At 52.7% G+C, this 23,351-nt stretch carries 23 protein-coding genes and 1 pseudogene; 23 read left to right on the top strand and 1 reads right to left on the bottom strand.

What is annotated here, in order from left to right:
* Positions 1 to 2 precede the first annotated feature (2 nt).
* The 21 genes and pseudogenes from ACFQ88_RS13105 (at position 3) to ACFQ88_RS13005 (ending at position 19,797) form a co-directional block, all read left to right on the top strand.
* The gene (locus tag ACFQ88_RS13105) at positions 3 to 989 is read left to right on the top strand and encodes a beta-ketoacyl-ACP synthase III (RefSeq protein WP_275590422.1); all 987 of its coding nucleotides are present in this window, start codon (positions 3 to 5) and stop codon (positions 987 to 989) included.
* Between the two features lie 97 nt (positions 990 to 1,086).
* On the top strand, positions 1,087 to 2,013 hold the full coding sequence (gene fabD / locus ACFQ88_RS13100; protein WP_379454428.1) for an ACP S-malonyltransferase: 927 nt from the start codon (positions 1,087 to 1,089) through the stop codon (positions 2,011 to 2,013).
* Between the two features lie 72 nt (positions 2,014 to 2,085).
* Complete coding sequence (fabG, locus tag ACFQ88_RS13095; RefSeq protein ID WP_239626509.1) at positions 2,086 to 2,826, top strand: 3-oxoacyl-[acyl-carrier-protein] reductase; 741 nt, start codon at positions 2,086 to 2,088, stop codon at positions 2,824 to 2,826.
* 124 nt (positions 2,827 to 2,950) lie between these two features.
* Positions 2,951 to 3,184 carry an acyl carrier protein gene (acpP, locus tag ACFQ88_RS13090; RefSeq protein ID WP_079910299.1) on the top strand — a complete coding sequence of 78 codons (234 nt, stop codon included), beginning with the start codon at positions 2,951 to 2,953 and terminating at the stop codon, positions 3,182 to 3,184.
* 127 nt (positions 3,185 to 3,311) lie between these two features.
* On the top strand, positions 3,312 to 4,550 hold the full coding sequence (gene fabF, locus ACFQ88_RS13085) for a beta-ketoacyl-ACP synthase II (protein ID WP_239626506.1): 1,239 nt from the start codon (positions 3,312 to 3,314) through the stop codon (positions 4,548 to 4,550).
* 62 nt (positions 4,551 to 4,612) lie between these two features.
* Positions 4,613 to 5,311: a ribonuclease III gene (gene rnc / locus ACFQ88_RS13080; RefSeq protein ID WP_239626503.1), complete on the top strand. Its 699-nt coding sequence runs from the start codon at positions 4,613 to 4,615 to the stop codon at positions 5,309 to 5,311.
* A gap of 168 nt (positions 5,312 to 5,479) precedes the next feature.
* Entirely contained in the window at positions 5,480 to 9,052 is a 3,573-nt protein-coding gene (gene smc, locus ACFQ88_RS13075; protein ID WP_239626501.1) for a chromosome segregation protein SMC, read from the top strand.
* A 65-nt stretch (positions 9,053 to 9,117) separates the two neighbouring features.
* Positions 9,118 to 10,128: a signal recognition particle-docking protein FtsY gene (ftsY, locus tag ACFQ88_RS13070; RefSeq protein WP_379454427.1), complete on the top strand. Its 1,011-nt coding sequence runs from the start codon at positions 9,118 to 9,120 to the stop codon at positions 10,126 to 10,128.
* Positions 10,129 to 10,244: 116 nt separating this feature from the next.
* A complete protein-coding gene (locus ACFQ88_RS13065) occupies positions 10,245 to 10,595 on the top strand; it encodes a putative DNA-binding protein (protein WP_379454426.1) in 351 nt (116 codons plus the stop codon).
* Positions 10,596 to 10,680: 85 nt separating this feature from the next.
* A complete protein-coding gene (gene ffh / locus ACFQ88_RS13060; RefSeq protein WP_239626493.1) occupies positions 10,681 to 12,054 on the top strand; it encodes a signal recognition particle protein in 1,374 nt (457 codons plus the stop codon).
* Positions 12,055 to 12,107: 53 nt separating this feature from the next.
* Positions 12,108 to 12,380, top strand: coding sequence for a 30S ribosomal protein S16 (gene rpsP / locus ACFQ88_RS13055; protein ID WP_239626491.1), 273 nt, complete (start codon positions 12,108 to 12,110; stop codon positions 12,378 to 12,380).
* 21 nt (positions 12,381 to 12,401) lie between these two features.
* Positions 12,402 to 12,632 (top strand): KH domain-containing protein, encoded by a 231-nt coding sequence (locus ACFQ88_RS13050; protein WP_239626488.1) that lies wholly within the window; start codon positions 12,402 to 12,404, stop codon positions 12,630 to 12,632.
* A 72-nt stretch (positions 12,633 to 12,704) separates the two neighbouring features.
* Complete coding sequence (gene rimM / locus ACFQ88_RS13045; protein ID WP_379454425.1) at positions 12,705 to 13,226, top strand: ribosome maturation factor RimM; 522 nt, start codon at positions 12,705 to 12,707, stop codon at positions 13,224 to 13,226.
* 1 nt (position 13,227) lies between these two features.
* The gene (gene trmD / locus ACFQ88_RS13040) at positions 13,228 to 13,989 is read left to right on the top strand and encodes a tRNA (guanosine(37)-N1)-methyltransferase TrmD (RefSeq protein ID WP_239626483.1); all 762 of its coding nucleotides are present in this window, start codon (positions 13,228 to 13,230) and stop codon (positions 13,987 to 13,989) included.
* A 183-nt stretch (positions 13,990 to 14,172) separates the two neighbouring features.
* Positions 14,173 to 14,514 (top strand): 50S ribosomal protein L19, encoded by a 342-nt coding sequence (rplS, locus tag ACFQ88_RS13035; RefSeq protein ID WP_239626480.1) that lies wholly within the window; start codon positions 14,173 to 14,175, stop codon positions 14,512 to 14,514.
* Positions 14,515 to 14,612: 98 nt separating this feature from the next.
* Entirely contained in the window at positions 14,613 to 15,188 is a 576-nt protein-coding gene (lepB, locus tag ACFQ88_RS13030; RefSeq protein WP_239626477.1) for a signal peptidase I, read from the top strand.
* A gap of 36 nt (positions 15,189 to 15,224) precedes the next feature.
* On the top strand, positions 15,225 to 16,112 hold the full coding sequence (gene ylqF, locus ACFQ88_RS13025) for a ribosome biogenesis GTPase YlqF (protein WP_379454424.1): 888 nt from the start codon (positions 15,225 to 15,227) through the stop codon (positions 16,110 to 16,112).
* Between the two features lie 134 nt (positions 16,113 to 16,246).
* Positions 16,247 to 16,885 (top strand): annotated as a pseudogene (locus tag ACFQ88_RS13020) (ribonuclease HII); the annotation flags it as partial.
* A 101-nt stretch (positions 16,886 to 16,986) separates the two neighbouring features.
* Complete coding sequence (locus ACFQ88_RS13015; protein ID WP_379454423.1) at positions 16,987 to 19,098, top strand: hypothetical protein; 2,112 nt, start codon at positions 16,987 to 16,989, stop codon at positions 19,096 to 19,098.
* On the top strand, positions 19,095 to 19,433 hold the full coding sequence (locus tag ACFQ88_RS13010) for an EscU/YscU/HrcU family type III secretion system export apparatus switch protein (protein WP_239626467.1): 339 nt from the start codon (positions 19,095 to 19,097) through the stop codon (positions 19,431 to 19,433). Before ACFQ88_RS13015 ends, ACFQ88_RS13010 begins: the two co-directional genes overlap by 4 nt.
* Complete coding sequence (locus tag ACFQ88_RS13005) at positions 19,423 to 19,797, top strand: YraN family protein (protein ID WP_239626465.1); 375 nt, start codon at positions 19,423 to 19,425, stop codon at positions 19,795 to 19,797. The genes ACFQ88_RS13010 and ACFQ88_RS13005 overlap by 11 nt, the downstream gene beginning before the upstream one ends.
* A 35-nt stretch (positions 19,798 to 19,832) precedes the next feature.
* Here the strand turns inward: ACFQ88_RS13005 and ACFQ88_RS13000 are convergent, their stop codons facing one another.
* Positions 19,833 to 21,377 (bottom strand): YifB family Mg chelatase-like AAA ATPase, encoded by a 1,545-nt coding sequence (locus tag ACFQ88_RS13000; RefSeq protein ID WP_379454422.1) that lies wholly within the window; start codon positions 21,375 to 21,377, stop codon positions 19,833 to 19,835.
* Between the two features lie 175 nt (positions 21,378 to 21,552).
* Here ACFQ88_RS13000 and ACFQ88_RS12995 point away from each other — a divergent pair, with 175 nt between their 5' ends.
* Entirely contained in the window at positions 21,553 to 21,813 is a 261-nt protein-coding gene (locus ACFQ88_RS12995) for a hypothetical protein (protein ID WP_239626461.1), read from the top strand.
* 335 nt (positions 21,814 to 22,148) lie between these two features.
* Positions 22,149 to 23,309, top strand: a complete 1,161-nt coding sequence (gene sucC, locus ACFQ88_RS12990; RefSeq protein ID WP_239626459.1) for an ADP-forming succinate--CoA ligase subunit beta — start codon at positions 22,149 to 22,151, stop codon at positions 23,307 to 23,309.
* The last annotated feature ends 42 nt before the right edge of the window (positions 23,310 to 23,351 follow it).

The raw sequence follows: 23,351 nt of genomic DNA, 5'->3' as shown, positions 1-23,351 counted from the left end.
ATATGAGCTTATTGCCGGTGGGCATTATCGGTACAGGGAAATATGTGCCTGAGCGGGTGTTGACCAATCAGGATCTGGAACAGATGGTGGAGACGAATGACGAGTGGATCGTCACAAGAACCGGGATCCGCGAACGCAGGCTCGTGAGCGAAGAACAGGCATCGTCCGATCTGGCTTATGAAGCTTCGCTTAAAGCGCTGAAGATGGCGGGGATTACGGCGGAGCAGCTGGACCTGATCGTTGTTGCGACCATTACGCCGGACATGGCGTTCCCGTCGACCGCCTGCATATTGCAGGACAAGCTGGGTGCGAAAAAAGCGGCTGCATTCGATTTATCGGCAGCTTGCTCCGGTTTCATCTACGGCTTGGCCAATGCCTCCAATTTCATCGCCACCGGAGTTTATAAATATGCGCTAGTTATCGGCGCGGAATGCTTGTCTAAAATTACCGATTACACGGATCGCAACACCTGCATTTTGTTCGGTGACGGAGCGGGTGCCGTCGTTCTGGGAGCCGTACCGGAAGGCCGCGGCTTCAAATCGTTCGAGCTTGGAGCAGACGGATCCGGTGGAGAGCTGCTGCGCATTTCCGGCGGAGGCTCACGCTGTCCTGCATCTCCGCAAAGCTTGGAGAATAAGCAGCATTTCATCTACATGGCCGGCAGCGAAGTGTTCAAATTCGCGGTACGGATTATGGGAAGCGCTGCGGAAGAAGCATTGCGCAAAGCGGGAATGGAGAAGCAAGATATCGACCTGCTCGTGCCGCACCAAGCTAACATCCGGATTATACAATCCGCGTTGAATCGTCTTGAGCTTAGCGAAGACAAATGCATGATCAACCTTGATAAGTACGGCAACGTATCGGCAGCGTCGATCCCAATCGCGCTGGCGGAAGCTGTGGAGCTTGGAAGAGTGAACGAAGGCGACTGCATCGTGCTGGTCGGCTTTGGCGGCGGCCTGACATGGGGCGCATCGGTTATTGTTTGGTAATCATCCTTATTTATAAAATGCAGGCTTTCTTGCCGGCCGGTGATCGTCATCAAACGTAAACCGGCCGGAAAAATAAGGCAGGAAGGGAGCTCAGATGATGGGAAAAATAGCATTCGTATTTCCGGGCCAAGGCGCACAAGCCGTAGGCATGGGAAAAGATATTTATGAGAGCGAATCCGCTGCAAAGCAGCTGTTTCAACGTGCGGATGAAGCGCTGGGCTATTCTTTGTCGTCTATTATTTTCGAAGGGCCCGATACGGAATTAAAAATTACATATCATACGCAGCCGGCGTTGCTGACAACAAGCATTGCTTATTTAGAAGCTTTCAAAGCGAAAGGGCTTGCGCCCGATTATGTGGCAGGGCACAGCTTGGGTGAGTACAGCGCTCTGGTTGCGGCAGGCGTTCTCAGCTTCGAGGATGCGGTTCGGACCGTCCGTGCCCGCGGGGAGTTCATGGAGCAAGCCGTACCTAGCGGACAAGGCGCAATGGCTGCGGTTCTCGGGGCGGAAAGAGAGGCGCTTCAGAAGCTTTGTGCGTCGGTATCTCACGAGGTTGGCGCAGTGGAGCTCGCTAACTTGAACTGCCCGGGACAGATTGTCATCTCAGGCAGCAAGGAAGGCGTACAAGCTATCGCGGAGCAGGGCAAAGAAATCGGCGCCAAGCGCGTCATTCCGCTGGAAGTGAGCGGACCGTTCCATTCCTCTCTGATGAAGCCCGCCTCCGAGCGTCTGGCCGGAGTGTTGGCTGAGATCGACATGCAATCTGCGGCCGTCCCTGTCGTTGCCAACGTGACTGCCCGACCTGTGCAGGAGCCTGCCGAGATCCGTCAACTCCTGGTGGATCAGGTTCATTCCTCGGTGCTGTGGGAAGATAGCGTAGCCTGGCTGATCGAGCAAGGGGTCGACACCTTCGTGGAAATCGGTTCGGGATCCGTTCTGGCCGGACTGATCAAGAAGATTGACCGCTCTGTCAAAGTCGTTTCCATCAACAGCAAGGAAGCGATTGACCAGTTCCAGCTCTAGGCCAATGGCCGGTTTCGGATTCCAATAGGTTTATTCATTACTTATTATGGCTATTGTAAGGGAGGGTACCTCATGTTGACAGGGAAAACAGCGCTCGTAACAGGAGCTTCCCGCGGCATCGGAAGAGCGATTGCTCTGACGCTGGCCGAAGCGGGAGCGGACGTTGCCGTGAATTATGCAGGCAGCGAGGCCGCGGCAGCCGAGGTGGTCAGCCTGATTGAAGCGATGGGGCGCAAAGCCGTCAAAATCAAGGCGGATGTCAGCTCGTCGCAGGAAGTGGACGATATGTTCAAGATCGTTCTGGAAACATTCGGCAAAGTAGACATTCTTGTGAATAATGCAGGCATCACGAGAGATAATTTGATAATGAGGATGAAGGAAGAGGAATTCGACCAAGTCATCGCCACGAATTTGAAGGGCGTGTTCAACTGCGTCAAAGCGGCTACACGTCCGATGATGAAGCAGCGTTACGGTCGTATCATCAATATCTCCTCCGTCGTAGGGGCGCTCGGGAATCCGGGACAAGCCAACTACGTGGCTGCCAAAGCCGGAGTCATCGGGATGACCAAAGCGACCGCCAAGGAGCTTGCTTCCCGCGGTATTACCGTCAATGCGGTAGCCCCGGGCTTCATTGAAACCGATATGACCGACAAGCTGTCGGAGGATACACGCTCGCAGCTATTGCAGCAGATTCCTTTGGCAAGACTTGGCCAGCCTGAAGATATCGCCAAAGCGGTCCGTTTCCTCGCATCCGAGGATGCGGCCTACATGACGGGTCAAACGATTCATGTAGACGGCGGTATGTACATGTAAGGGTAACATTGTTTTCAGGCAATTGTGCAAAAATTCGCAAAAATAGTTTTTTTCTGCGGTCTCTGCGCTTGCTCTGGCAATTTGTCCATAAGTTAAGTATAATACCATGGAGGAGGTGAACCGGATGTCCGATGTTTTAGATCGCGTGAAACGAATCGTCATCGATCGTCTTGGTGTTGATGAGGCAGAAGTGTCCCTCGAAGCATCTTTTAAGGATGATTTAGGCGCTGATTCTCTAGATGTAGTAGAATTAGTAATGGAATTGGAAGATGAGTTTGATATGGAAATCTCTGATGAAGACGCAGAGAAAATAACTACGGTAGGTCAAGTAGTTGAGTACATAAAATCTCATACTTAATTAGTATAAGTCCCGTTATTTCCTTAAACGGGACTTATCTCCATTCATCCTGACCGAACGTTGACAAATTCATAAAAAATGACGAATATATACATAACATTGTTATTTTAGATAGAGGTGGATTAAAGTGAAGCAAAGAGTTGTCATAACAGGTATGGGCGTCATGACCTCCTTGGGACATGATCTGGAAACTTTCTGGGGAAACCTGATGGCAGGGAAATCCGGAGTAGGCATGATTGAACTGTTCGATGTGAGCGAATATCCAACGCGCATTGCTGCTGAGATCAAAGACTTTAATCCTGAGCAGTATTTCGATAAAAAGGAAGCACGACGGATGGACCGCTTCGTGCAGTTTGCCGTCGCGGCCAGCCTGTCCGCACTAAAGGATGCAGGACTTAATGTTAAAGAAGATACGGATCCCGAGCGTGTGGGTGTTTATGTCGGCTCCGGTATCGGGGGCTTGTCTACATGGGAAGAGCAGCACAAAATATTGCTGGAAAAAGGACCGAAGCGCGTCAGCCCGTTCTTTATTCCGATGATGATCGCGAACATGGCGTCGGGACAAATCTCGATGCTGACTGGAGCAAAAGGTCCCAACAGCACAGCGGTAACCGCTTGCGCAACGGGAACCCACTCCATCGGTGATTCATATAAAATGATTCAGCGCGGCGATGCCGACGTCATGATCTGCGGCGGCGCGGAAGCAACGATCAGTCCGACCGGCGTAGCGGGATTTTGCGCTCTGCGCGCTATGTCTACACGCAATGAGGAGCCTGAGAAAGCAAGCCGTCCGTTCGATACGGACAGAGACGGATTCGTTATGGGCGAAGGCTCGGGCATTTTGATTCTCGAGTCCCTGGAGCATGCACAGAAGCGCGGTGCACGCATTTACGGCGAAGTAATCGGCTACGGAATGAGCGGCGACGCTTATCATATGACGGATCCCGATCCGGACGGAGCAGCGCGCTGTATGAGCAAAGCGATCAAGGATGCGGGGATCGAGCCTTCCGAGATTGATTATATTAATGCACACGGTACGTCAACACCGGTAGGCGATCGTTCCGAAACGACGGCCATTAAGAAAGCGCTGGGAGATCACGCTTACAAAGTAGCGGTCAGCTCGACGAAGTCGATGACCGGCCATTTACTGGGAGCGGCAGGCGGAGTGGAAGCTCTCATCTGCGGCTTGACCTTGAAGAACGGCATGATTGCTCCTACAATCAACTTGGACAATCAGGATCCGGAGTGCGATCTGGATTATGTTCCGAATAAGCCTCGCCAAGCGGACGTAAAGATAGCCATGTCGAATTCGTTCGGCTTCGGCGGACATAATGCAACGATTATTTTGAAAAAATACGAGCAATAACCAAATGACGCGCGACGCGTGACGAAACTAATGAACCGGATGTCCGAGTAGGTGGTGAAGGCATGCATCGAAACCTGAAGCAACTGCAGGCGGCGTTGAATATAACTTTTCGCAAACCCGAGCTTTTAAGGCAGGCGTTCACCCATTCTTCCTATGTCAACGAGCATCGTGTCGGCAACTACAAGGATAATGAACGTCTGGAGTTTCTGGGGGATGCGGTGCTTGAGCTGACAGTATCCGAATATTTGTTCGACACATATCCCGAGCGATCGGAAGGCGAGCTGACCAAGCTGAGGGCTTCCATTGTTTGCGAGCCATCGCTCGTCGGCTTTGCCGAGGATTTGGAGTTCGGTTTCTACGTTCTGCTGGGTAAAGGGGAAGAGCTGACCGGCGGAAGAACCAGACCGGCGCTGCTTGCCGATGTGTTCGAGTCTTTTATCGGAGCATTGTATCTGGATCAAGGCCTGGACGTAGTCAAAACATTTTTGCGAAAGCATGTGTTTCCGAATTTGCCGCATCAAGGCAAGTTGTTGACCGTCGACTTCAAAACGCATCTGCAGGAATATACGCAGCAGCACAACATGGGCATGCTGGAGTACCGGATCGTGGATGAGCGGGGTCCTGCGCATGAGCGGGAATTCGTAGCTCAGGTCCATGTCAACGAGACACTTCTCGGACAAGGCTCCGGCCGCTCCAAGAAGGAAGCGGAGCAGCATGCGGCGGCGCAAGCGCTGGAAGCGTTGAAAGTGCATATTCAATAATGCTACATTAGCAAGAAGAGATGCAGCGGGGCAGCTTACGGGTTGTCGCCGTTGCTTTTTCTTTTGTCACGCTGTTGTCCGGATAACCAATATTTAAGAAACCCTCTCCCTGGCGGGATTTATTCTATGAAAAGGGAATGTGTGGTACAATAGCGTTGAGGTGAGACGATGTTTTTAAAGCGTATTGAGCTGTCCGGTTTCAAATCGTTTGCCGATCGGACGGAGCTGGAATTCGTCCAAGGAATAACAGCGGTGGTAGGCCCGAACGGAAGCGGCAAAAGCAACATTTCCGACGGCATTCGTTGGGTGTTAGGGGAGCAGAGCGCTCGCAGCCTTCGCGGCGGCAAGATGGAAGACATCATTTTCGCCGGCAGCGACGCGCGCAAAGCGGTCAATTATGGCGAAGTATCGCTCACTCTGGATAATACGTCTCAGTCGCTTTCGCTTGATTACAACGAAGTGACGGTCACCCGGCGCGTTCACCGCAGCGGGGACAGCGAATATTTGATCAACAAGCAGCCTTGCCGGCTGAAAGATATTACAGAGCTGTTCATGGATACCGGAATCGGTAAAGAAGCGTACTCGATTATCGGACAAGGACGGATCGAGGAAATATTAAGTACGAAGTCAGAGGACCGCCGGGGCATCTTTGAAGAAGCCTCGGGGATTGTCAAATATAAATCGCGTAAACGGGAAACCGAGAAAAAACTGCAGGAAACCGAGCAAAATTTGCTGCGGATTCATGATCTGGTTGTAGAGCTGGAGGATCAAATCGAACCGCTGCGCCAGCAGTCGGAAAAGGCGATCCGTTATAAAGAGCTGCGCGAGCAGCTGAAGAGCAGCGAAATCGCGATGTATGTGTATCAAATAGAGCAAATTTACGGTTCTTGGACGGAAACAAACGCCAAGCTGGAAAAGCTGCGGAAGGATCAGCTGGCATTGCAGGCAGTCGTGGGGCAGCATGACGCTCATCTTGAGCGTCACCGCTGGGAGACCCGGCGCTTGGAAGAGGAAATCGAGACGCAGCAGCAGCAGCTGCTGCAGCTAAGCGAAGACTTCGAGAAATGCGAAGGGCAAGGCGAGGTTCTGAAGGAGCGTAAAAAAAATTACGCCTCCAACCAGGCGCAGTTGAAGCAAGCTGTCGTTGTGCAGGAGCAGCGCGTTACGGAGAAGGAAGCGGAGCTCGCGGTGTTCAAGGACAAGCTTGCCGCGATTTCAACGGAGCTGATTCAGTTTCAAGCGAAGCTGAAAGCGGAGGAGGACCGTCTGCTCGGCGTAGCTGGCGGGATCAGCAGCGGGGAAGAGGACCGCTTGAAAGGCGAGCTGTTGGAGACGCTGAATCAAATGGCCAACGCACGGAATGAAGTGCGCTATACCGAGCAGCAGCTGGAAGGACTGTCCAAGCGATTGGAGCGTCTCGGCGATGAGCACCGCAAGTGGAAGGAGCAGCAGGAGGGCTTGACGGAGCGCAAGCGCGTTCTGGAGGAGCGTCTAACCGGAGTCATCGGTAAAATTACCGAGGAGCGCAACCGCTATCTGGAGCTCAGCCAGGGCTTGAAATCGAAGCAGCTGCTGTCCGAGGAGTCGCAATCGACCGTGCGCAAGTGGGAGCAAAAGCTCGATTCGCTTATTTCCCGCCGCGATACGATGCGGGAGATGGCGAACGATTATGACGGCTTTATGCACGGTGTCAAGGAAGTGCTGAAAGCAAAGGACCGGAGCGAATTACGGGGAATCCGCGGAGCGGTTGCTGAGATTGTGAAGGTGCCGGCTAACGTTGAGGTTGCCATGGAGACGGCACTGGGCGGCGCACTGCAGCACGTTGTCGTCGACAGCGAGGGGAATGGCCGCGAGGCGATTGCCTTCCTAAAACGCCGTCAGCTGGGGCGCGCTACCTTCCTGCCGCTTGACGTTATTCGCGGCCGCTCGATTCCCGAGTCGGAAAAGCGTGCTATCGAGGGCATGGAAGGCTTTATCGGCATCGGTGCCGATCTGGTTCAATTCGACGAGACATATCGTCAAATCGTCGGCAGCCTTCTCGGCAACGTCATTATTGCGAGCCAGCTGGAAATTGCGAACCGTATAGCTGCACGCGTGCAATACCGTTACCGGGTCGTAACGCTGGAAGGCGACGTCGTGAATCCGGGCGGTTCGATGACGGGCGGAAGCCAGCAGAAGAAGTCGACGAGTCTGCTGAGCCGGCAAAGACAGATCGAGGAGATGGATAAAGAAATAGCCGTGTCCGAAGGGCAGCTGAAGCAGCTTCGGAACAAGGCGGAGCAGATGCGCAAGGAGATTGCCGCCGAGACTCTTGCATTGGAAGAGCTGCGCCAGTCCGGCGAGGGCTTGAGAATCGAGGAGCAGCAAATTCGCGCCGGCTTGCAGCCGCTGGAGCATGAGGCGAAGCAGGTCGCCGAGCAGCTTGCTCTGTACAGCGAGGACGGAGACGCGCTCGATGCCGAGCGGCGCGACTTGGAGAAGCGCAGGGAGACGGCGCTGCAGTCGGTGGAACGGCTTCAGGAAGAGGAACGAATAGTGCAGCAGGCGATTCGTGAGGCGGAGCTCGCGCGCAAAGCCGGCGAGCTGGCCAAGGAGGAGCTGCAGACTCAGCTGACCGATCTGAAGATCAAGGTCGCATCCCAGTCACAAGAAAAGCAGTCGCTGCTGGATCAGGAGCGGCGCGTGCAGACGGAGCTATCCTCCTTACATAAGGAGCTGGATTTGAACCGGAGCCTCGTGGAGCAGCTGGAGCTGGATATGTCGAACCACGAGCGCGAATCGGTGATGCAGATCGAGCTGCTGAACACCTTGAAGCTGAAGAAGCAGCAGTGTACCGAGCAGCTGGATCTGAAGCGCGCCGAACGCGCCCAATGGCAGGCGAAGCTAGAGCATGAGGAGAACAAGACGAGAGAAGAGCGCAATCAGCTGCGACAAGTCGAGGAGCATCTCCATCAGACCGAAGTCCGGGTCAATCGTCTCGACGTTGAGCTTGAGAATATTTTGAAAAAGCTGGCTGACGATTATGAGCTCAGCTTTGAATTGGCTAAGGAACGGTACCCCGTTCCGGAAGACGTGCTCGGTACGCAAAATCTCGTCCGCGAGCTGAAGCGCGAGATTGCCTTGCTTGGCGAGGTGAACCTTGGCGCCATCGACGAGTTCACTCGCGTCAACGAACGGTACCAGTTCCTGAGCGAGCAGAAGAACGATCTCGTGGAAGCGAAGACGACGCTGTATCAGGTTATTCGCGAGATGGACGAGGAGATGGCTAAACGCTTCCGCACCACCTTCGATGCGATACGCTCGCACTTCGTCGTCGTCTTCGCCAAGCTGTTCGGCGGCGGACGCGCCGATCTGATTTTGTCAGAGCCGGACAACCTGCTCGACACAGGCATTGAGATCGTGGCGCAGCCGCCAGGCAAGAAGCTGCAAAATCTGCAGCTGCTCTCCGGCGGGGAGCGGGCGCTGACGGCGATCGCGCTGCTGTTCTCCATCATCCGAGTGAAGCCGGTGCCGTTCTGCGTCCTGGACGAAGTCGAAGCGGCGCTGGATGAGGCCAACGTAGCCCGTTTTGCCGAATATTTGCGCGAGTTTTCGACGCAAACGCAGTTTATCGTGGTCACGCACCGCAAAGGGACAATGGAAGAGGCCGACGTGCTGTACGGCGTAACGATGGAAGAGGGCGGCGTGTCCAAGTTAGTGTCCGTCAAGCTGGAAGAGGACGAAGCGATTATCGCGAGCTGACCCGTTTTTCGATACATTGTGTGGATAGGGATCATTAAAGTATAGAGAAAGGGGCCAGGCACCCGATGAGTTTTTTTAAACGATTGAAAGAAAGCATTTCCTCCAAGGCCGAGGCGGTAACGAATAAGTTTAAGGAAGGCTTGACGAAAACACGCGATGTATTTGTCGAGCGAGTAGAGGATTTGTTCACCCGCCGCAAAAAAATCGACGAGGACTTTTACGAAGAGCTGGAAGAAATTCTAATTGGCGCCGATGTGGGCGTCAATACGGTGATGAAGCTTGTCGAGGATCTGCGTAAGGAAGTCCGCAATCGCAAAATCGAGGATCCGAGCGAGCTGCAGCCGATATTATCGGAAATGCTGATCAAGCTGTTGAAGGGCGAAGAGGATGCTTCTCTCAAAATGGCCGATTCCGGTCTGACCGTCCTATTGTTCGTCGGCGTTAACGGCGTCGGCAAGACAACGACGATCGGCAAGCTGGCTCACCATTTGAAATCGCAAGGGAAAAAGGTGCTGCTTGCGGCAGGGGACACGTTCCGTGCGGGAGCTATCGAGCAGCTCGAGGTATGGGGCGAGCGGGTAGGCGTAGACGTAATCAAGCAGCAGGCAGGCTCCGATCCTGCAGCGGTCATGTACGACGCGCTTCATGCGGCGAAAAGCCGTGGCGCGGACGTCCTGTTATGCGATACGGCCGGTAGATTGCAGAACAAAGTCAATCTGATGGAGGAATTGAACAAAATTTATCGCGTTATCCGGCGCGAGGTGCCGGATGCTCCACATGAAGTATTGCTGGTGCTGGATGCGACGACCGGTCAGAATGCGCTAAGCCAGGCCAAGCTGTTTGACGAGAAATCGGGACTGACCGGCCTCGTGCTGACCAAGCTCGATGGAACCGCCAAAGGCGGCATTGTCGTAGCGATTCGCCAGGAGCTGAAGCTGCCGGTGAAATTCGTCGGTCTCGGCGAGAAGATGGACGATCTCCAGCCGTTCGATTCGGATCAATTCGTGCATGCGCTGTTCAGTAAATGGATTCCCGAAGGGGAACAAGACGAGGACAAGGAGCCGCTTAAATCCTAGCTTTTGCGGCTTTTTTCGGGGTGACAAGGAAATATGCTTGACATCATTCTCCGTTTTGGGTATGATAGGTTCTGTTGTTCCTGTAAAGTGTTTTACCTTAACGGAGGCGGGGCACTGTGACGGAAGAGAATGTTCTTACGAAGACGAATCGCATCAACCTGCTGTTTGATTTTTACGAGAAGCTTTTGACCGAGAAGCAGCAAACCTTTTGCAAGCATTATTTTCACGATGATTACTCGCTTGGCGAAATCGCTGCGGAATTTCAAATCAGCCGCCAAGCCGTTTACGAACATATAAAAAGAGCGGAAGCCGTTCTCGAAGAGTACGAGACGAAGCTGCAGCTGCTAACCAAGCACGAAGAACGGCAGCAGCTGATTCAACAGCTCGAGCCTTTGCTGGACGGACTGGCCGACAATCAACGGATGCAGGCTAAGCAGCTTGTGGACAGCTTGGGTCAGCTGGATTAGAAGTTCGGCTGACGAAGGACATCCGCCGTTGTGTGCGCAACGTTTGACCAGGAAGATTATAGTAACGCTCAAGAGGTGAAGTACGATGGCATTCGAAGGATTAGCGACCCGACTGCAAAATGTGTTCAGCAAGCTGAGGGGAAAAGGTAAGCTAACGGAAGACGATGTTAACGAGGCGCTGCGTGAAGTTCGTCTCGCGCTTCTTGAGGCGGATGTCAACTTTAAAGTCGTGAAGGAATTCATCGCTAAGGTGAAGGAGCGCGCGATTGGACAAGAGGTGCTCCAGAGCTTTACGCCGGCGATGGTCGTTGTCGACATCGTAAATAAAGAGCTGACGGAGCTCATGGGCGGTTCGCAAAGCAAGCTTGCAAGATCGAATCGTCCGCCGACGGTCATTTTGATGGTCGGTTTGCAAGGTGCGGGTAAGACGACCGCAACAGGCAAGCTCGCCAGGATGCTGCAACAGCAAAACCATCGCCCGCTGCTTGCGGCAGGAGACATTTACCGGCCGGCTGCGATCAAGCAGCTGCAAGTATTGGGCGAGCAGCTGAAGGTGCCCGTGTTCACGATGGGCGACAAGGTAAGCCCGGTCGAGATCGCGAAGCAGGCGCTGCAGCATGCCAAGGATAACAATAACGACTATTTGATTGTCGATACGGCCGGACGCTTGCACGTGGACGAAACGCTGATGGACGAGTTGAAGCAAATCGTCGAAGCGATCAAGCCGGACGAAACCTTGCTCGTCGTCGATGCGATGACGGGGCAGGATGCGGTGAATGTGGCGGAAAGCTTCCACAAGCAGCTTGAGCTGACCGGCGTCGTGTTGACCAAGCTGGACGGCGATACTCGCGGCGGTGCTGCGATTTCGGTAAAAGCGGTCACCGGCTGCCCGATCAAGTTCGCGGGTATCGGAGAGAAGCTGGACGCGCTCGAGCCGTTCCACCCGGACCGGATGGCTTCGCGGATTTTGGGCATGGGGGACATGCTTACGCTCATCGAGAAGGCGCAGGCCGGAATCGATGCGGATAAAGCGAAGGAAATGGAGCGCAAGATGCGCACCGCAGAATTCACATTCGACGATTTCCTCGATCAGATGGAGCAGGTAAAGAAGCTGGGTCCTCTGGATCAGATTCTCGATATGCTGCCCGGAGCGAACAAGATGAAGGGCATGAAGGATCTGAAGGTCGACGACAAGCAAATGGGGCGTATCGCGGCCATTGTCAAATCGATGACGAAGGAAGAACGGCAAAATCCCGATCTGCTTAGTCCGAGCCGACGCAAACGGCTTGCAGCCGGCAGCGGCAACTCGGTTCAGGACGTGAACCGGTTTATCAAGCAGTTTGAAGACATGCGTAAAATGATGAAGCAATTTTCGAGCATGATGGGACCGAAAGGACCCAAAGCGCTCAAGGGCTTGAAAGGCAAGATGGGTAAAGGAATGAAGTTCCCGTTCGGGTGACCGGCCGGAACCTAACTATAGCATTAATTCTATGCAGGAGGTGAATGATTAAAATGGCAACACGTATTCGTCTTAAACGTATGGGTGCTCACAAAGCTCCTTTTTACCGCGTGGTAGTATCGGATTCCCGTTCCCCGCGTGACGGTCGTTTCATCGAAGAGATTGGTACTTACAACCCGGTTGCAAAACCGGCTATTGTAAACATCGACGAGGAAAAAGCACTGAAATGGCTTCAAACCGGTGCTCAAGCTTCCGATACAGTTCGCAGTCTGTTCAGCCAAGCCGGCATCTTGACGAAGTTTCATGAGTCCAAACTTCAAAAGTAATTTGCCGTTTCGGAGGGTTCTATGAAGGATCTAATAACCGTTATCGCCAAGGCGTTGGTTGATCATCCCGATGAAGTAAAAGTGAATGCGGTGGAAGACGATCGCAGTATTACGTTCGAGCTGTCGGTCCATCCTGACGATGTCGGGAAGGTTATCGGCAAGCAAGGACGCATTGCGAAAGCACTCCGTACCGTAGTCACTTCGGCTGCAGTAAAAGAAAGCAAGCGTGTTTCGGTTGAAATTGTGTCTTAGTGGACACTATGAGAGTTAGGAGAGATCCTAACTCTTTCTCTTTATCTACTTATCTTTTGCCGGAGGGGCAGAATGAGCGAAAAATTGTTTACCGTTGGTAAAATTGTGAATACACATGGAATCCGCGGAGAATTGAAAATCGTGCCGCATACGGATTTTGCCGATGAACGATTCGCCAAAGGCAGTAAGCTTGTTTTTTTTGATCCGCAAAAAGAAACGAGATTAGCTGTAACGGTGCAGTCAGCACGCGAGCATAAAAAAATGTTCATCGTGAAATTTCAAAGCTTCGATCACATTAACGATGTGGAAAAGTACAAAGGCTGGCTGTTGAAGGTCGAAGAGCAGTATTTGGGCGATCTTGAGGACGACGAGTTTTATTACCATGAAATTATCGGCTGTAAAGTCATTACGGACGAAGGCGAGGAGCTCGGGACGATTAGCGAGATTTTGTCTCCGGGAGCCAATGACGTATGGGTCGTAGAGCGGGAGTCCGGCAAGCCGGTGCTGATTCCATACATAGACGATGTAGTGCTCGAAGTCGACGTAGAGGAAAAACGGGTGAAAGTCAGTTTAATGGAAGGCTTGCTGGACTAGTATGAAGATCGACGTACTAACGTTGTTTCCGGCTATGTTCGACGGGGTATTCAACTCCAGCATTTTAGGCAAGGCGCGAGAAAAGGGGCTCGTGGAGCTCAATACCGTGAACTTTCGCGATTTTTCCAATAACAAGCACAACACGGTGGATGACTATCCCTATGGCGGAGGCGGAGGCATGGTGTTGAAGCCCGAGCCGATTTTTGCAGCAGTGGAATCGTTGACGGAGCCGCTATCCATTAAGCCTCGCGTAATACTGATGTGCCCGCAAGGTGAATCGTTCACACAGAGGAAGGCTGAGGAGCTGGCGCAGGAAGAGCATCTGATCTTCATTTGCGGCCATTATGAGGGCTACGACGAGCGGATACGCGAGCATCTGATCACGGACGAGCTTTCAATAGGAGATTACGTTCTGACAGGCGGTGAGCTGCCTGCCATGGTGATCATCGACAGCGTAGCGAGACTTTTGCCCGGCGTATTGGGCAACGAATCCTCTGCCGTGACGGACTCCTTCAGCACGGGCTTGCTGGAGTATCCGCACTATACGCGACCCGTGCAGTTCCGCGGTTGGGAAGTGCCTGACATTTTGCTGTCGGGGCATCATGCGAACATTGAGAAATGGCGTAAACGCATGGCGATTGAGCGGACTTGGCGCAAACGTCCCGATTTGCTGGAAACTTACCCTTTAAGCAAAGAAGAGCAGAAGTGGTTGAAGGAGCTGCAGGATGCCCGGGAGGGCACTGATTCGGCAGCCAAGGATTGAAGAGACGGCTTCTTATGAAAATAATAAGAATAGGTTGAAAAACCATTTGTGTTTGTCTCGCGGTTATGGTATTATATACAACGTTGTGGCATTTTGCCCGATTACGGTGGTCCTCTACGCATACAACATGAGATTCGACTTCGGAGGCGGAATGAACACCTGTGTGGAAGGAGGGAGTCATACATGAGTTTAATTCAGGAAATTACTAAGGAACAACTTCGTTCTGATTTGCCAAGCTTTCGTCCGGGTGATACGGTGAAAGTTCACGTAAAAGTTATCGAGGGTTCCCGTGAGCGTATCCAGCTGTTCGAGGGTGTTGTAATCAAACGCCGCGGCGGCGGAATCAGCGAAACTTTCACAGTAAGAAAAATTTCTTACGGTGTTGGCGTTGAAAGAACGTTCCCAGTACATTCGCCGAAGATTGACAAGCTTGAGGTGGCTCGCCGTGGTAAAGTTCGTCGCGCGAAGCTATACTACTTGCGTGGTCTTCGCGGTAAAGCGGCAAGAATTCAAGAAATTCGTTAAGACGAAAACAAACGGGGGCTTGTTTAGCAAGCTCCTTTTCGTTTTTTTTGCAAAGATTTCTCGAATCCGAAATTTCGTAATGGAAAGGGCAGGTCTTTATGGAGCAGGAACATACCGCTGACAAACCGAATGCGCTCAAAAACGAAGCATGGGAATGGGTAAAAGCGCTGCTCATCGCCGCGATACTCGTCTTTTTTATACGCTGGTTGATTTTTGCTCCGTTTATTGTCGACGGACCGTCCATGGAGCCAAATTTCTATACCAAGGAGCGGTTGATCGTCAACAAGATCATCTACTCGTTCCGAAAGCCTGAACGGGGTGAGGTCGTCGTATTTCACGCCACGAAAGACAAAGATTACATAAAACGGGTTATCGCGCTTCCCGGTGAGAAGATTAGAGTGGAAGGCGATAAAGTGTACGTAAACAATAAGGTGCTGGACGAGCCGTATTTGAAGGAAGCTCTGGATGAGGCGGCCAAAAACGGGATACCTTATAATTCGAGAAACATGAATAACGAGCAAACGGTTCCGGATGGAATGGTGTTTGTTATGGGTGACAATCGTTCCAACAGCCAGGATAGCAGGGATATCGGTCCTGTCAAGTACGAGCAGATCGTCGGCCGCGCCGATTTGATTTTTTGGCCGTTCGATAAGATCAGCCTGGTTCATTTCTAGTAAATTACGTTGTTGAAAAGAAGTTGAGGTGACCGTATGACGATTCAATGGTTTCCAGGTCACATGACGCGAGCGCGCCGTCAAATCGAGGATAAGCTGAAGCTGATTGATGTCGTAATCGAGCTGCTGGATGCTCGCATTCCGCTATCCAGCAGAAATCCGATGATTGATGAAATATTGCAAAACAAGCCTCGCCTTGTACTGCTGAACAAAAACGATTTGGCGGATCCTGCCGTAACGGCTAAGTGGGTCGCTTATTTTGCGGATCATGGGCTGGATGCGCTGCCGGTTGACGCAGCGAACGGGAATCAAATGAAGGAAATTATGGCGCGGTGCAAGCAGCTGATGGCTGCCAAGTTCGAAGCACAGAAGCGCAAGGGCATTAAGAATCCTAGAGCCATCCGGGCGCTGATCGTCGGCATTCCCAACGTCGGCAAATCGACTTTGATCAACCGTTTGGCCGGACGCAAAATCGCGGCAACCGGAGACAAGCCCGGCGTAACCAAAGGCCAGCAGTGGATTAAAGTGGGAACCGAGATGGAGCTGCTCGATACTCCCGGGATATTGTGGCCGAAATTCGAAGATCAGCAGGTCGGAATGCGGCTTGCCGCAACAGGCGCCATCAAAGAGGAAATTTTATATCCCGAGGATATTGCGTTCCACACGATGCGCTACATGATCACCCATTACGGGGCATCATTGCAGGAGCGATTCGGTATTGAGAAGCTGCCGGACGACCCGGACAATAACGATGCCGTTATTGAAGTCATGGAGGCGGTAGGGCGTAAAAGAGGCGCTCTGATGAGTGGTGGACGGGTAGATCTCGAGAAAACGTCCCTGACGATTTTGCGCGAGCTAAGAGCGGGGAAAATGGGGAGAGTCAGCCTGGAAACGCCGGAGGATATCCAGCAAGATCCGTTATAAGTTGAAGTCACTCGATTAGGGTGGCTTTTTCTTTTTTTTACCATATAGGATAGTGTAAGCCCGGCAAAGCGATTGAGAGCCCGGCAGTATCCGGCTAGCGGGCTTTCTAGTATAATGAACTTTATGAATTACATGAGAGAAGGGAATACGTCATCATGCTATTGGATCATGAGCAATCCCTCTGGGATCAAGGAGTCGAGTTTATTGCCGGGGTCGATGAAGTGGGGAGAGGCTGCTTGTTCGGCGATGTCGTCGCAGCCGCCGTTATTTTGCCCCGAGGGCTTGTATTGGAAGAAGTGAACGACTCCAAAAAGCTGAGCCACAAAAAAAGAGAAGAATTGTATGAGCTTATACATAAGGAAGCAATAGCAATTGGCGTCGGCATCGTCGATGTGAAAACGATCGATACGATCAATATTAAACAGGCGGCGCGGCTTGCGATGAAGCAGGCGGTGCAGCAGCTGAAGCCTCAGGCGGATTATTTGCTGGTGGACGCGGAGAAAGTGGACGTGGAGCTTCCGCAAATGGCGCTCATCCATGGAGATGCGTTGAGCCAGTCGATCGCCGCCGCCTCGATCATTGCCAAAGTAACCCGAGACCGAATGTGTCTGCATTGGGATGTGGAGTTTCCCGAATACGGCATCGCCGCGCATAAAGGCTACGCAACCAAGCAGCACCGCGAGATGATCCTCGAATACGGAGCTACCCCGATGCACAGACAATCGTTTCTGAAAAATATTTTGGTGCAGCAGGAGCAGCTGGAGCTGTTCTAAAGGCCTATTCGTTTCGTTTCCATATGAAATTATCATCCCTTTTTACCGATATATAAGGTAAGTTTACATATTGATTGATAGCGATTGGAAGGGGACGGCCCGTGAATATAAGTGGAATTATCAAAGGCTTCCTCGGCGACGCCAAGCCGTCCGAACCGAAGACGCTGGAGCTGAAGACCGGCGAAGTCGTCAAAGGCATGGTCGTGCAGCAGCTGTCCGAGCAGGAAGCAATCCTCAATATCGGCGGCGTGCAGGTCCGGGCGAAGCTCGAAACGCCGCTTAAGCAAGGTGAAGTCACGATGCTGCAGGTGCAGCCGGAGACGGCTTCAGGGCAAATCGTGCTAAAGCCGCTGGACGCGTCGGGCGTCAAAATTGCCGACGGCTCTTTGACGGATTTAATGAAAAACTTAGGCTTGCCGGACACGACATCCAATCGGCAGCTGATTCAGGCGATGCATCAGGCGGGCATCCCGCTATCCAAAGAGAATGTCCAAGCCTTCGTGAAGCTAATGGCACAAATGCCTCCAGGGACGGCGCAGGAGCAGTGGATGCCTTCGGCGGTCCTGGCTTTCCAGAAAGGAATTCCCCTTACGCCGGAAACGGTAAATGCCGTAAGAATGGCCGTATCCGGTCCGGCATTTCATGAGACGCTGCAGCAGCTTGAGGCCCAATTAACCAAGCTGGCGGATCAGGAGCCTGCTCTATCGTCATCTACACGTTCGATGATCGATACGTTGAAGCAAGTCGTCGCATCGCTGAAAGAAGCTTCCGCTCCGATCGCAGCACCTCTCTCTGGGCTCGCCACAGGCGAAATGACAGGCGGAACGGCGCAAGGTGCAGGCCGCCCTGCATCCGCATTGTTAGCGCCCTCAGGAAGCGTTACAGCGCCTCTGGTAACGGACGGAACCGCCGTATCGTCCAATGGAAACAGTGCAGCGCCTGAAACGGCGTCTGCCGGAAGGATAGCGGCGGCTGCTTCAGGCGTGCAGAGTGGCGCAGGAACTGCTGTAGGGGAGGCGCTTAACGGAGCTGACGATCAAGCCAGCGCAGCCGGGCATCCTCGGGCGGCGCAGCTTCAAGGCGGTGCAGCTGTCCAGGACGGCGATGTGCCGGGACAGGAACGGCCGGCCTCTGCGTCGGCCAAGCCTGCTGCCGGGCAAGAAGCGCCTCAGCACGCTTCGGCTGCGTCGGCGCCTTCCGCACCGGCACCGGCTGCGGCTTCAGCTGCTCCGGTGCCTGCAGCATCGTCCGCAGGGATGGCCGGACAAGCAGCGGCAGCTGCAGCGACGGCGGGTGAGCAGCTTCCGGGTGAAGCTCAAGCAGCCCCGGCTATTTCCGGCGCAGCCGCCAAAGGAAAGGCTGCCGAGACTGCTGCTGGCGTTCGTCCGGCGGCAGCCGAAACCGCCGTCAGCCAGGACGAAGCGGCAGGCCATTCAAGAAGCAGCGGTGCGGAGAGCTCCGCCCAGCGCGGTGCCGGTACCGCCGAGCATTGGATTCCGAAGCTCATGAAAGCTATCGGGATGGAGCATGAGCATCAGCTTTTCAAATTGCCTGATCTGGATACTCCGGACGGCCCGATCCGTCTAGATGGAATGTCCAAAGATGCATTGCTGCTGCAAGCATCATCCAACGAGCAGCTGAAGCCGGCAGACTCGTTGAAAAGCGTGCTCATGCAGCTCGCTCAAGCAAATGACATTCCTCCGGCCATGAAGGAATCGGTCCAACAGGCCATCCAGCAAATTACCGGTCAGCAGCTAATGCTGAATTCGGATAAAACGTCCATGTTTTCGCATATTACGATGTTTGTGCCATTGCTGAACGGCAACGGGGAGCAGACCGCCGCCATCCACATCCAGTCCCGCAAAGGAAAGCGCGGGGAGATCGATGCCCGCAATTGCAGGCTCGTCTTTGATTTGCGGATGTCAGCGTTGGGGGATACCATGGTCGATGTTAAGGTCGTGGATCGTATCGTAAGCTTGCATGTGCACAACGATCAGCCGTTTCTGCAGGAGCTGCTGGAATCGTACCGCGATGAAATCGCCCAAGGCATAGCCGGTATCGGCTACCAGTTTATTTCCTTAAAGTACAGCCCTTATCCGGAAAAATTGCAGGGAGCCGCGGAAGCGGCGAGTGCACAGGACACGGGAATACCGGGGGCTTTGCAAGCAATTTATGGCAATAAACCATATAAGGGAATGGATGTTCGCGTATGAGCAATGAGTATTTCAAGCAAGCGGACAAAGGAAGCGAACCGGTTCCGAATCCCATCAAAAAGGCGGTTGCCCTTAAGTATTTGCCGGATGAGGCCAAGGCACCTGTACTCGTAGCGAAAGGCAAAGGGCATATTGCAGAAGAAATTTTGAAAAAAGCAAAGGAAAACGGCGTTCCGGTTCAGGAGGATTCTTCTTTGGTTGAGGTGCTGTCCAAGCTGGACCTCGATCAGGAAATTCCTCAGGAGCTGTACCAGCTCGTTGCCGAAATATTAAGCTTTATTTACCGATCGGATCAACGGGCAAAGGAATTCGGGAGGGGCCTACATGACCGTTAAAGGGATAAGCCGCAAGCAGCTCGGGGCGCTAGGGGAGCAATATGCCTTCGAGTATTTGCGGCAGCAGGGGTATAGGGTGATCCAAAGAAATTGGCGCTGCCGTACGGGCGAAATCGATTTAATTGCGTGGGATGGACCGCTGCTGGTGTTTGTCGAAGTAAGGACGAGAACCGGCGGAAGCGGCCAATTCGGCTCTCCTCAGGAGTCCGTAGATTACAGAAAGCAGCTGCAGGTGATGGAGACTGCGCAAGTATACGCCCATACCCACCAGCTGCAGCATCAAATGCGCTTCGACGTCGTATCGGTAATTACCGATAAAGAAGGAAACCAACAGTCGTTGGATCATATTATGAACGCATTCTGAAGGAAGAACAGCTTCCTCAGGTGCGTTTTTTTGCTTTAGACAGGCGTCTTCTTGTCCAGACAGCGATATTGCAGCGCCTCCGCTAGATGGGAGGCATTCAGCTGCTGCGAGCCCTCCAAATCGGCGATCGTTCGCGCAATTTTCAATATCCGGTCGTAGGCGCGGACGCTTAAGCCGAGTACTTCAAACGATTTTCTGAGCATGGCTTCCGCTTCCGGCATAAGGTTGCAATGCGTTCTTAGCAGCTTGCCGTACAGCTCGCCATTGAACATGATGCCGGTATCGCGGTACCGGTCAAGCTGAATCTGCCGGGCTTTATCAACCTGCTCCTTCATGGCTTCGGAAGAAAGCTGGGGGAGCGATTCGATGATTTGCCCATAATCAATTCGGGGCACTTCAATCTGCAGATCGATCCGGTCGAGCAGCGGTCCCGATATTTTGGCGCGGTAGTGCTCGATTTTGAGCGGGCTGCAGGTGCAAGGATGTGATGCCGACTCCGAGCCATAATATCCGCAAGGACAAGGGTTCATCGATGAAGCGAGGATGAAATGGGCTGGAAAACGATATACGGCTCTAGCCCGGCCTATCGTGACATGGCGATCCTCCAGCGGCTGGCGCAGCACCTCCAGCACAGCGCGGGAAAACTCGGGCAGCTCGTCGAGAAACAGCACGCCCCGATGGGCGAGGCTGATTTCTCCCGGCTTCGGGATCGTACCGCCGCCAACTAAGCCTGCGGCCGAGATCGTATGGTGCGGCATGCGAAACGGCCGTTCCTGGATGAGGCTGCTGCGGTCGGCAAATTTACCGGAAGCACTGTAAATTTTGGTGACATCAAGTGCTTCCTGCTCCGACATATCCGGAAGTATGGACGGAAGCCGCTTGGCGAGCATCGTCTTGCCGGTTCCCGGCGGGCCGAGCAGCAGGATATTGTGCATCCCTGCGGCACAGATCATTAAAGCCCGCTTGGCGTGCAGCTGACCGTACACATCGCTGAAATTATCGCCTTGCCTTGGGGCGTACATGGTATCGGAGCCAGCCGCCGAAGCCGACAACGACCTGCTGCACCTAAACAGCGAATCGGTCCCTGCCTTCAAGTCGGCTATATGGTCGATCGAACCAAGCTCCATTCCCGTTACAAGCGAAGCTTCCCGTGCGTTGGGACTGGGCACGATCGCACGGAGGATGCCGTTCTCCCTGGCGGTTGCCAGCATGGAGAGCACCCCGGGAACCGGACGAACGGACCCGTCCAAAGCCAGTTCTCCTAGGATAATCGTCCCTTCGGACCGTTCGAGCTGCAGCTGCCCGCTCGTTTGCAGGATTCCTACTGCAATTGCCAAGTCAAACGCAGCGCCCTCTTTACGAATATCGGCGGGAGCCAAGTTCACCGTTATGCGCTGCAGCGGAAATTGGAAGCCGCAGTTTTTAATCGCAGCGCGCACCCGTTCCATCGATTCTTTAATCGCGCTGTCGGGCAATCCGACAATGCTCATGTGCGGCAAGCCGTTGCTCAGATCCACCTCCACCTCGACGAGCTTCCCATCTACTCCATGCAAGCAAGCGCTCATAACTTTTCCGTACATAACAAAAATACACCTTCCCCTCAGGATCATTCGTCCTTCGGCAAAAGGTGCTTCCTTATTGTCCGACTTTTTGTTAGGGATATTGTACAGCCTGCGGCAAAATTTCGCAATGGTTCCATTGCCAAAGCGGATAAACCATTCAAGAAATGGTTATAAAAGTAAGGGGGTGAAAACGATGCAGGAAAAACCTTACTTCTGTCCCAATTGCCGCTCCAATCGAATCAAGTTCAGTATCATCTCGAGCTATTCGCAGCGCTTTCTGAAGGATGCCATTTCCGGTTCTATTACGGAGGTAAACGATGCGCAGCAAATTCAAGACTCGGAGCCGATGATTCAATGTCTCGTTTGCAACTTTACGGGAAATGAAATGCGGTTTGTCAAGCAGGCCGAACGGGAGCCTCGCTCGATGACGCCAACGAATCCAACCTATATGTAGTGCATGAATGCTTTAACCTGAACGCATTTTTTCTGAGAGGAAAAGGTGCGTTTTTTGTTTGCTTTCTATTTCCTTGGGAATGATATAATACGGGAAATTTTTCAGAGGCATAAAAAAGTTTGATTGAAAAATGTAGGGTTTGACGTAAAAACTAAGGAAACTGTCGAAAAAAAGTGGTACAATAATGAAGGTTTTGTTGAGTTTTGCAAAGCCAAGCAGGAATTACAATGCATCATATCGAACTTTTCTTCGTTTGATGCGGGGCTCAGCGGTTCAGTCCGCTGTTTAGCTCTGGTCCATATAGAAAGCTATCACTGATAGGAGGATTTTGCTAAATGAATATTCATGAGTACCAAGGCAAAGAAGTGCTGAAACAGTATGGTGTTGCCGTTCCTGAAGGAAAAGTAGCTTTTACGGTGGATGAAGCGGTAGAAGCTGCAAAACAGCTCGGAACTTCCGTAGTTGTTGTTAAGGCGCAAATCCATGCAGGCGGACGCGGTAAAGCAGGCGGCGTTAAAGTAGCTAAAAACCTGGACGAAGTCCGCACTTATGCCGAGCAAATTTTGGGCAAAGTTCTTGTTACTCATCAAACGGGTCCTGAAGGTAAAGAAGTAAAGCGCCTGCTTATCGAGCAAGGCTGCGATATTAAGAAAGAATACTATGTCGGCGTAGTCGTTGACCGCGCGACCGGCCGTGTCGTTATGATGGCTTCCGAAGAAGGCGGTACGGAAATCGAGGAAGTTGCAGCTCATACGCCTGAGAAAATTTTCAAAGAAGTGGTAGACCCTGCTGTAGGCCTGCAAGCATTCCAAGCTCGCAAACTGGCTTACGCTATCAACATCCCGACTGAATTGGTAAACAAAGCCGTTAAATTCATGATGGCTCTCTATACTGCATTCGTTGACAAAGATTGCTCGATTGCCGAAATCAACCCGTTGGTTGTAACAGGCGGCGGCGACGTTATGGCTTTGGATGCGAAATTGAACTTCGACTCCAACGCATTGTACCGTCACAAAGACATCCAAGCGCTTCGCGACCTTGATGAAGAAGACGAGAAGGAAATCCAAGCGTCCAAATTCGACCTGAGCTACATAGCGCTTGACGGCAACATCGGTTGCATGGTTAACGGCGCAGGCCTTGCTATGGCCACTATGGATATTATCAAATATTACGGCGGCGACCCTGCCAACTTCCTTGATGTAGGGGGCGGCGCTACAAAAGAGAAAGTTACCGAAGCTTTCAAAATCATCCTTTCCGATGATGCGGTTAAAGGTATTTTCGTTAACATTTTCGGCGGCATCATGAAGTGCGACGTTATTGCTGAAGGCGTCATTGCTGCGGCAAAAGAACTCGGCTTGACTCGTCCGTTGGTTGTTCGTCTTGAAGGCACGAACGTTGAGCTCGGCAAGAAAATGTTGAACGAGTCCGGCTTGAACATCGTAGCTGCGGATTCCATGGCTGACGGCGCGCAAAAAATCGTTGCTCTTGTTAAGTAAGCTGCGCGCTTGCTAGTAACGTATCATCTTCTTCAAATAATT

It is taken from the genome of Paenibacillus sp. NPDC056579 (assembly GCF_042793215.1).
Lineage (GTDB): Bacteria > Bacillota > Bacilli > Paenibacillales > NBRC-103111 > Paenibacillus_S.
This window is presented reverse-complemented; position numbering and strand designations above follow the sequence as displayed.

Excerpts from the sequence above, each read along its gene's own strand:
- ACFQ88_RS13050 (WP_239626488.1), top strand. The coding sequence starts at position 12,402 with ATGAAGGATCTAATAACCGTTATCGCCAAGGCGTTGGTTGATCATCCC.
- rpsP (WP_239626491.1), top strand. The coding sequence starts at position 12,108 with ATGGCAACACGTATTCGTCTTAAACGTATGGGTGCTCACAAAGCTCCT.
- ACFQ88_RS13010 (WP_239626467.1), top strand. The coding sequence starts at position 19,095 with ATGAGCAATGAGTATTTCAAGCAAGCGGACAAAGGAAGCGAACCGGTT.
- ACFQ88_RS13105 (WP_275590422.1), top strand. The coding sequence starts at position 3 with ATGAGCTTATTGCCGGTGGGCATTATCGGTACAGGGAAATATGTGCCT.
- ffh (WP_239626493.1), top strand. The coding sequence starts at position 10,681 with ATGGCATTCGAAGGATTAGCGACCCGACTGCAAAATGTGTTCAGCAAG.
- ylqF (WP_379454424.1), top strand. The coding sequence starts at position 15,225 with ATGACGATTCAATGGTTTCCAGGTCACATGACGCGAGCGCGCCGTCAA.
- sucC (WP_239626459.1), top strand. The coding sequence starts at position 22,149 with ATGAATATTCATGAGTACCAAGGCAAAGAAGTGCTGAAACAGTATGGT.
- rimM (WP_379454425.1), top strand. The coding sequence starts at position 12,705 with ATGAGCGAAAAATTGTTTACCGTTGGTAAAATTGTGAATACACATGGA.
- rnc (WP_239626503.1), top strand. The coding sequence starts at position 4,613 with ATGCATCGAAACCTGAAGCAACTGCAGGCGGCGTTGAATATAACTTTT.
- lepB (WP_239626477.1), top strand. The coding sequence starts at position 14,613 with ATGGAGCAGGAACATACCGCTGACAAACCGAATGCGCTCAAAAACGAA.
- smc (WP_239626501.1), top strand. The coding sequence starts at position 5,480 with ATGTTTTTAAAGCGTATTGAGCTGTCCGGTTTCAAATCGTTTGCCGAT.
- trmD (WP_239626483.1), top strand. The coding sequence starts at position 13,228 with ATGAAGATCGACGTACTAACGTTGTTTCCGGCTATGTTCGACGGGGTA.
- ACFQ88_RS12995 (WP_239626461.1), top strand. The coding sequence starts at position 21,553 with ATGCAGGAAAAACCTTACTTCTGTCCCAATTGCCGCTCCAATCGAATC.
- fabG (WP_239626509.1), top strand. The coding sequence starts at position 2,086 with ATGTTGACAGGGAAAACAGCGCTCGTAACAGGAGCTTCCCGCGGCATC.
- acpP (WP_079910299.1), top strand. The coding sequence starts at position 2,951 with ATGTCCGATGTTTTAGATCGCGTGAAACGAATCGTCATCGATCGTCTT.
- fabD (WP_379454428.1), top strand. The coding sequence starts at position 1,087 with ATGGGAAAAATAGCATTCGTATTTCCGGGCCAAGGCGCACAAGCCGTA.
- ACFQ88_RS13000 (WP_379454422.1), bottom strand. The coding sequence starts at position 21,377 with ATGTACGGAAAAGTTATGAGCGCTTGCTTGCATGGAGTAGATGGGAAG.
- ACFQ88_RS13005 (WP_239626465.1), top strand. The coding sequence starts at position 19,423 with ATGACCGTTAAAGGGATAAGCCGCAAGCAGCTCGGGGCGCTAGGGGAG.
- ftsY (WP_379454427.1), top strand. The coding sequence starts at position 9,118 with ATGAGTTTTTTTAAACGATTGAAAGAAAGCATTTCCTCCAAGGCCGAG.
- rplS (WP_239626480.1), top strand. The coding sequence starts at position 14,173 with ATGAGTTTAATTCAGGAAATTACTAAGGAACAACTTCGTTCTGATTTG.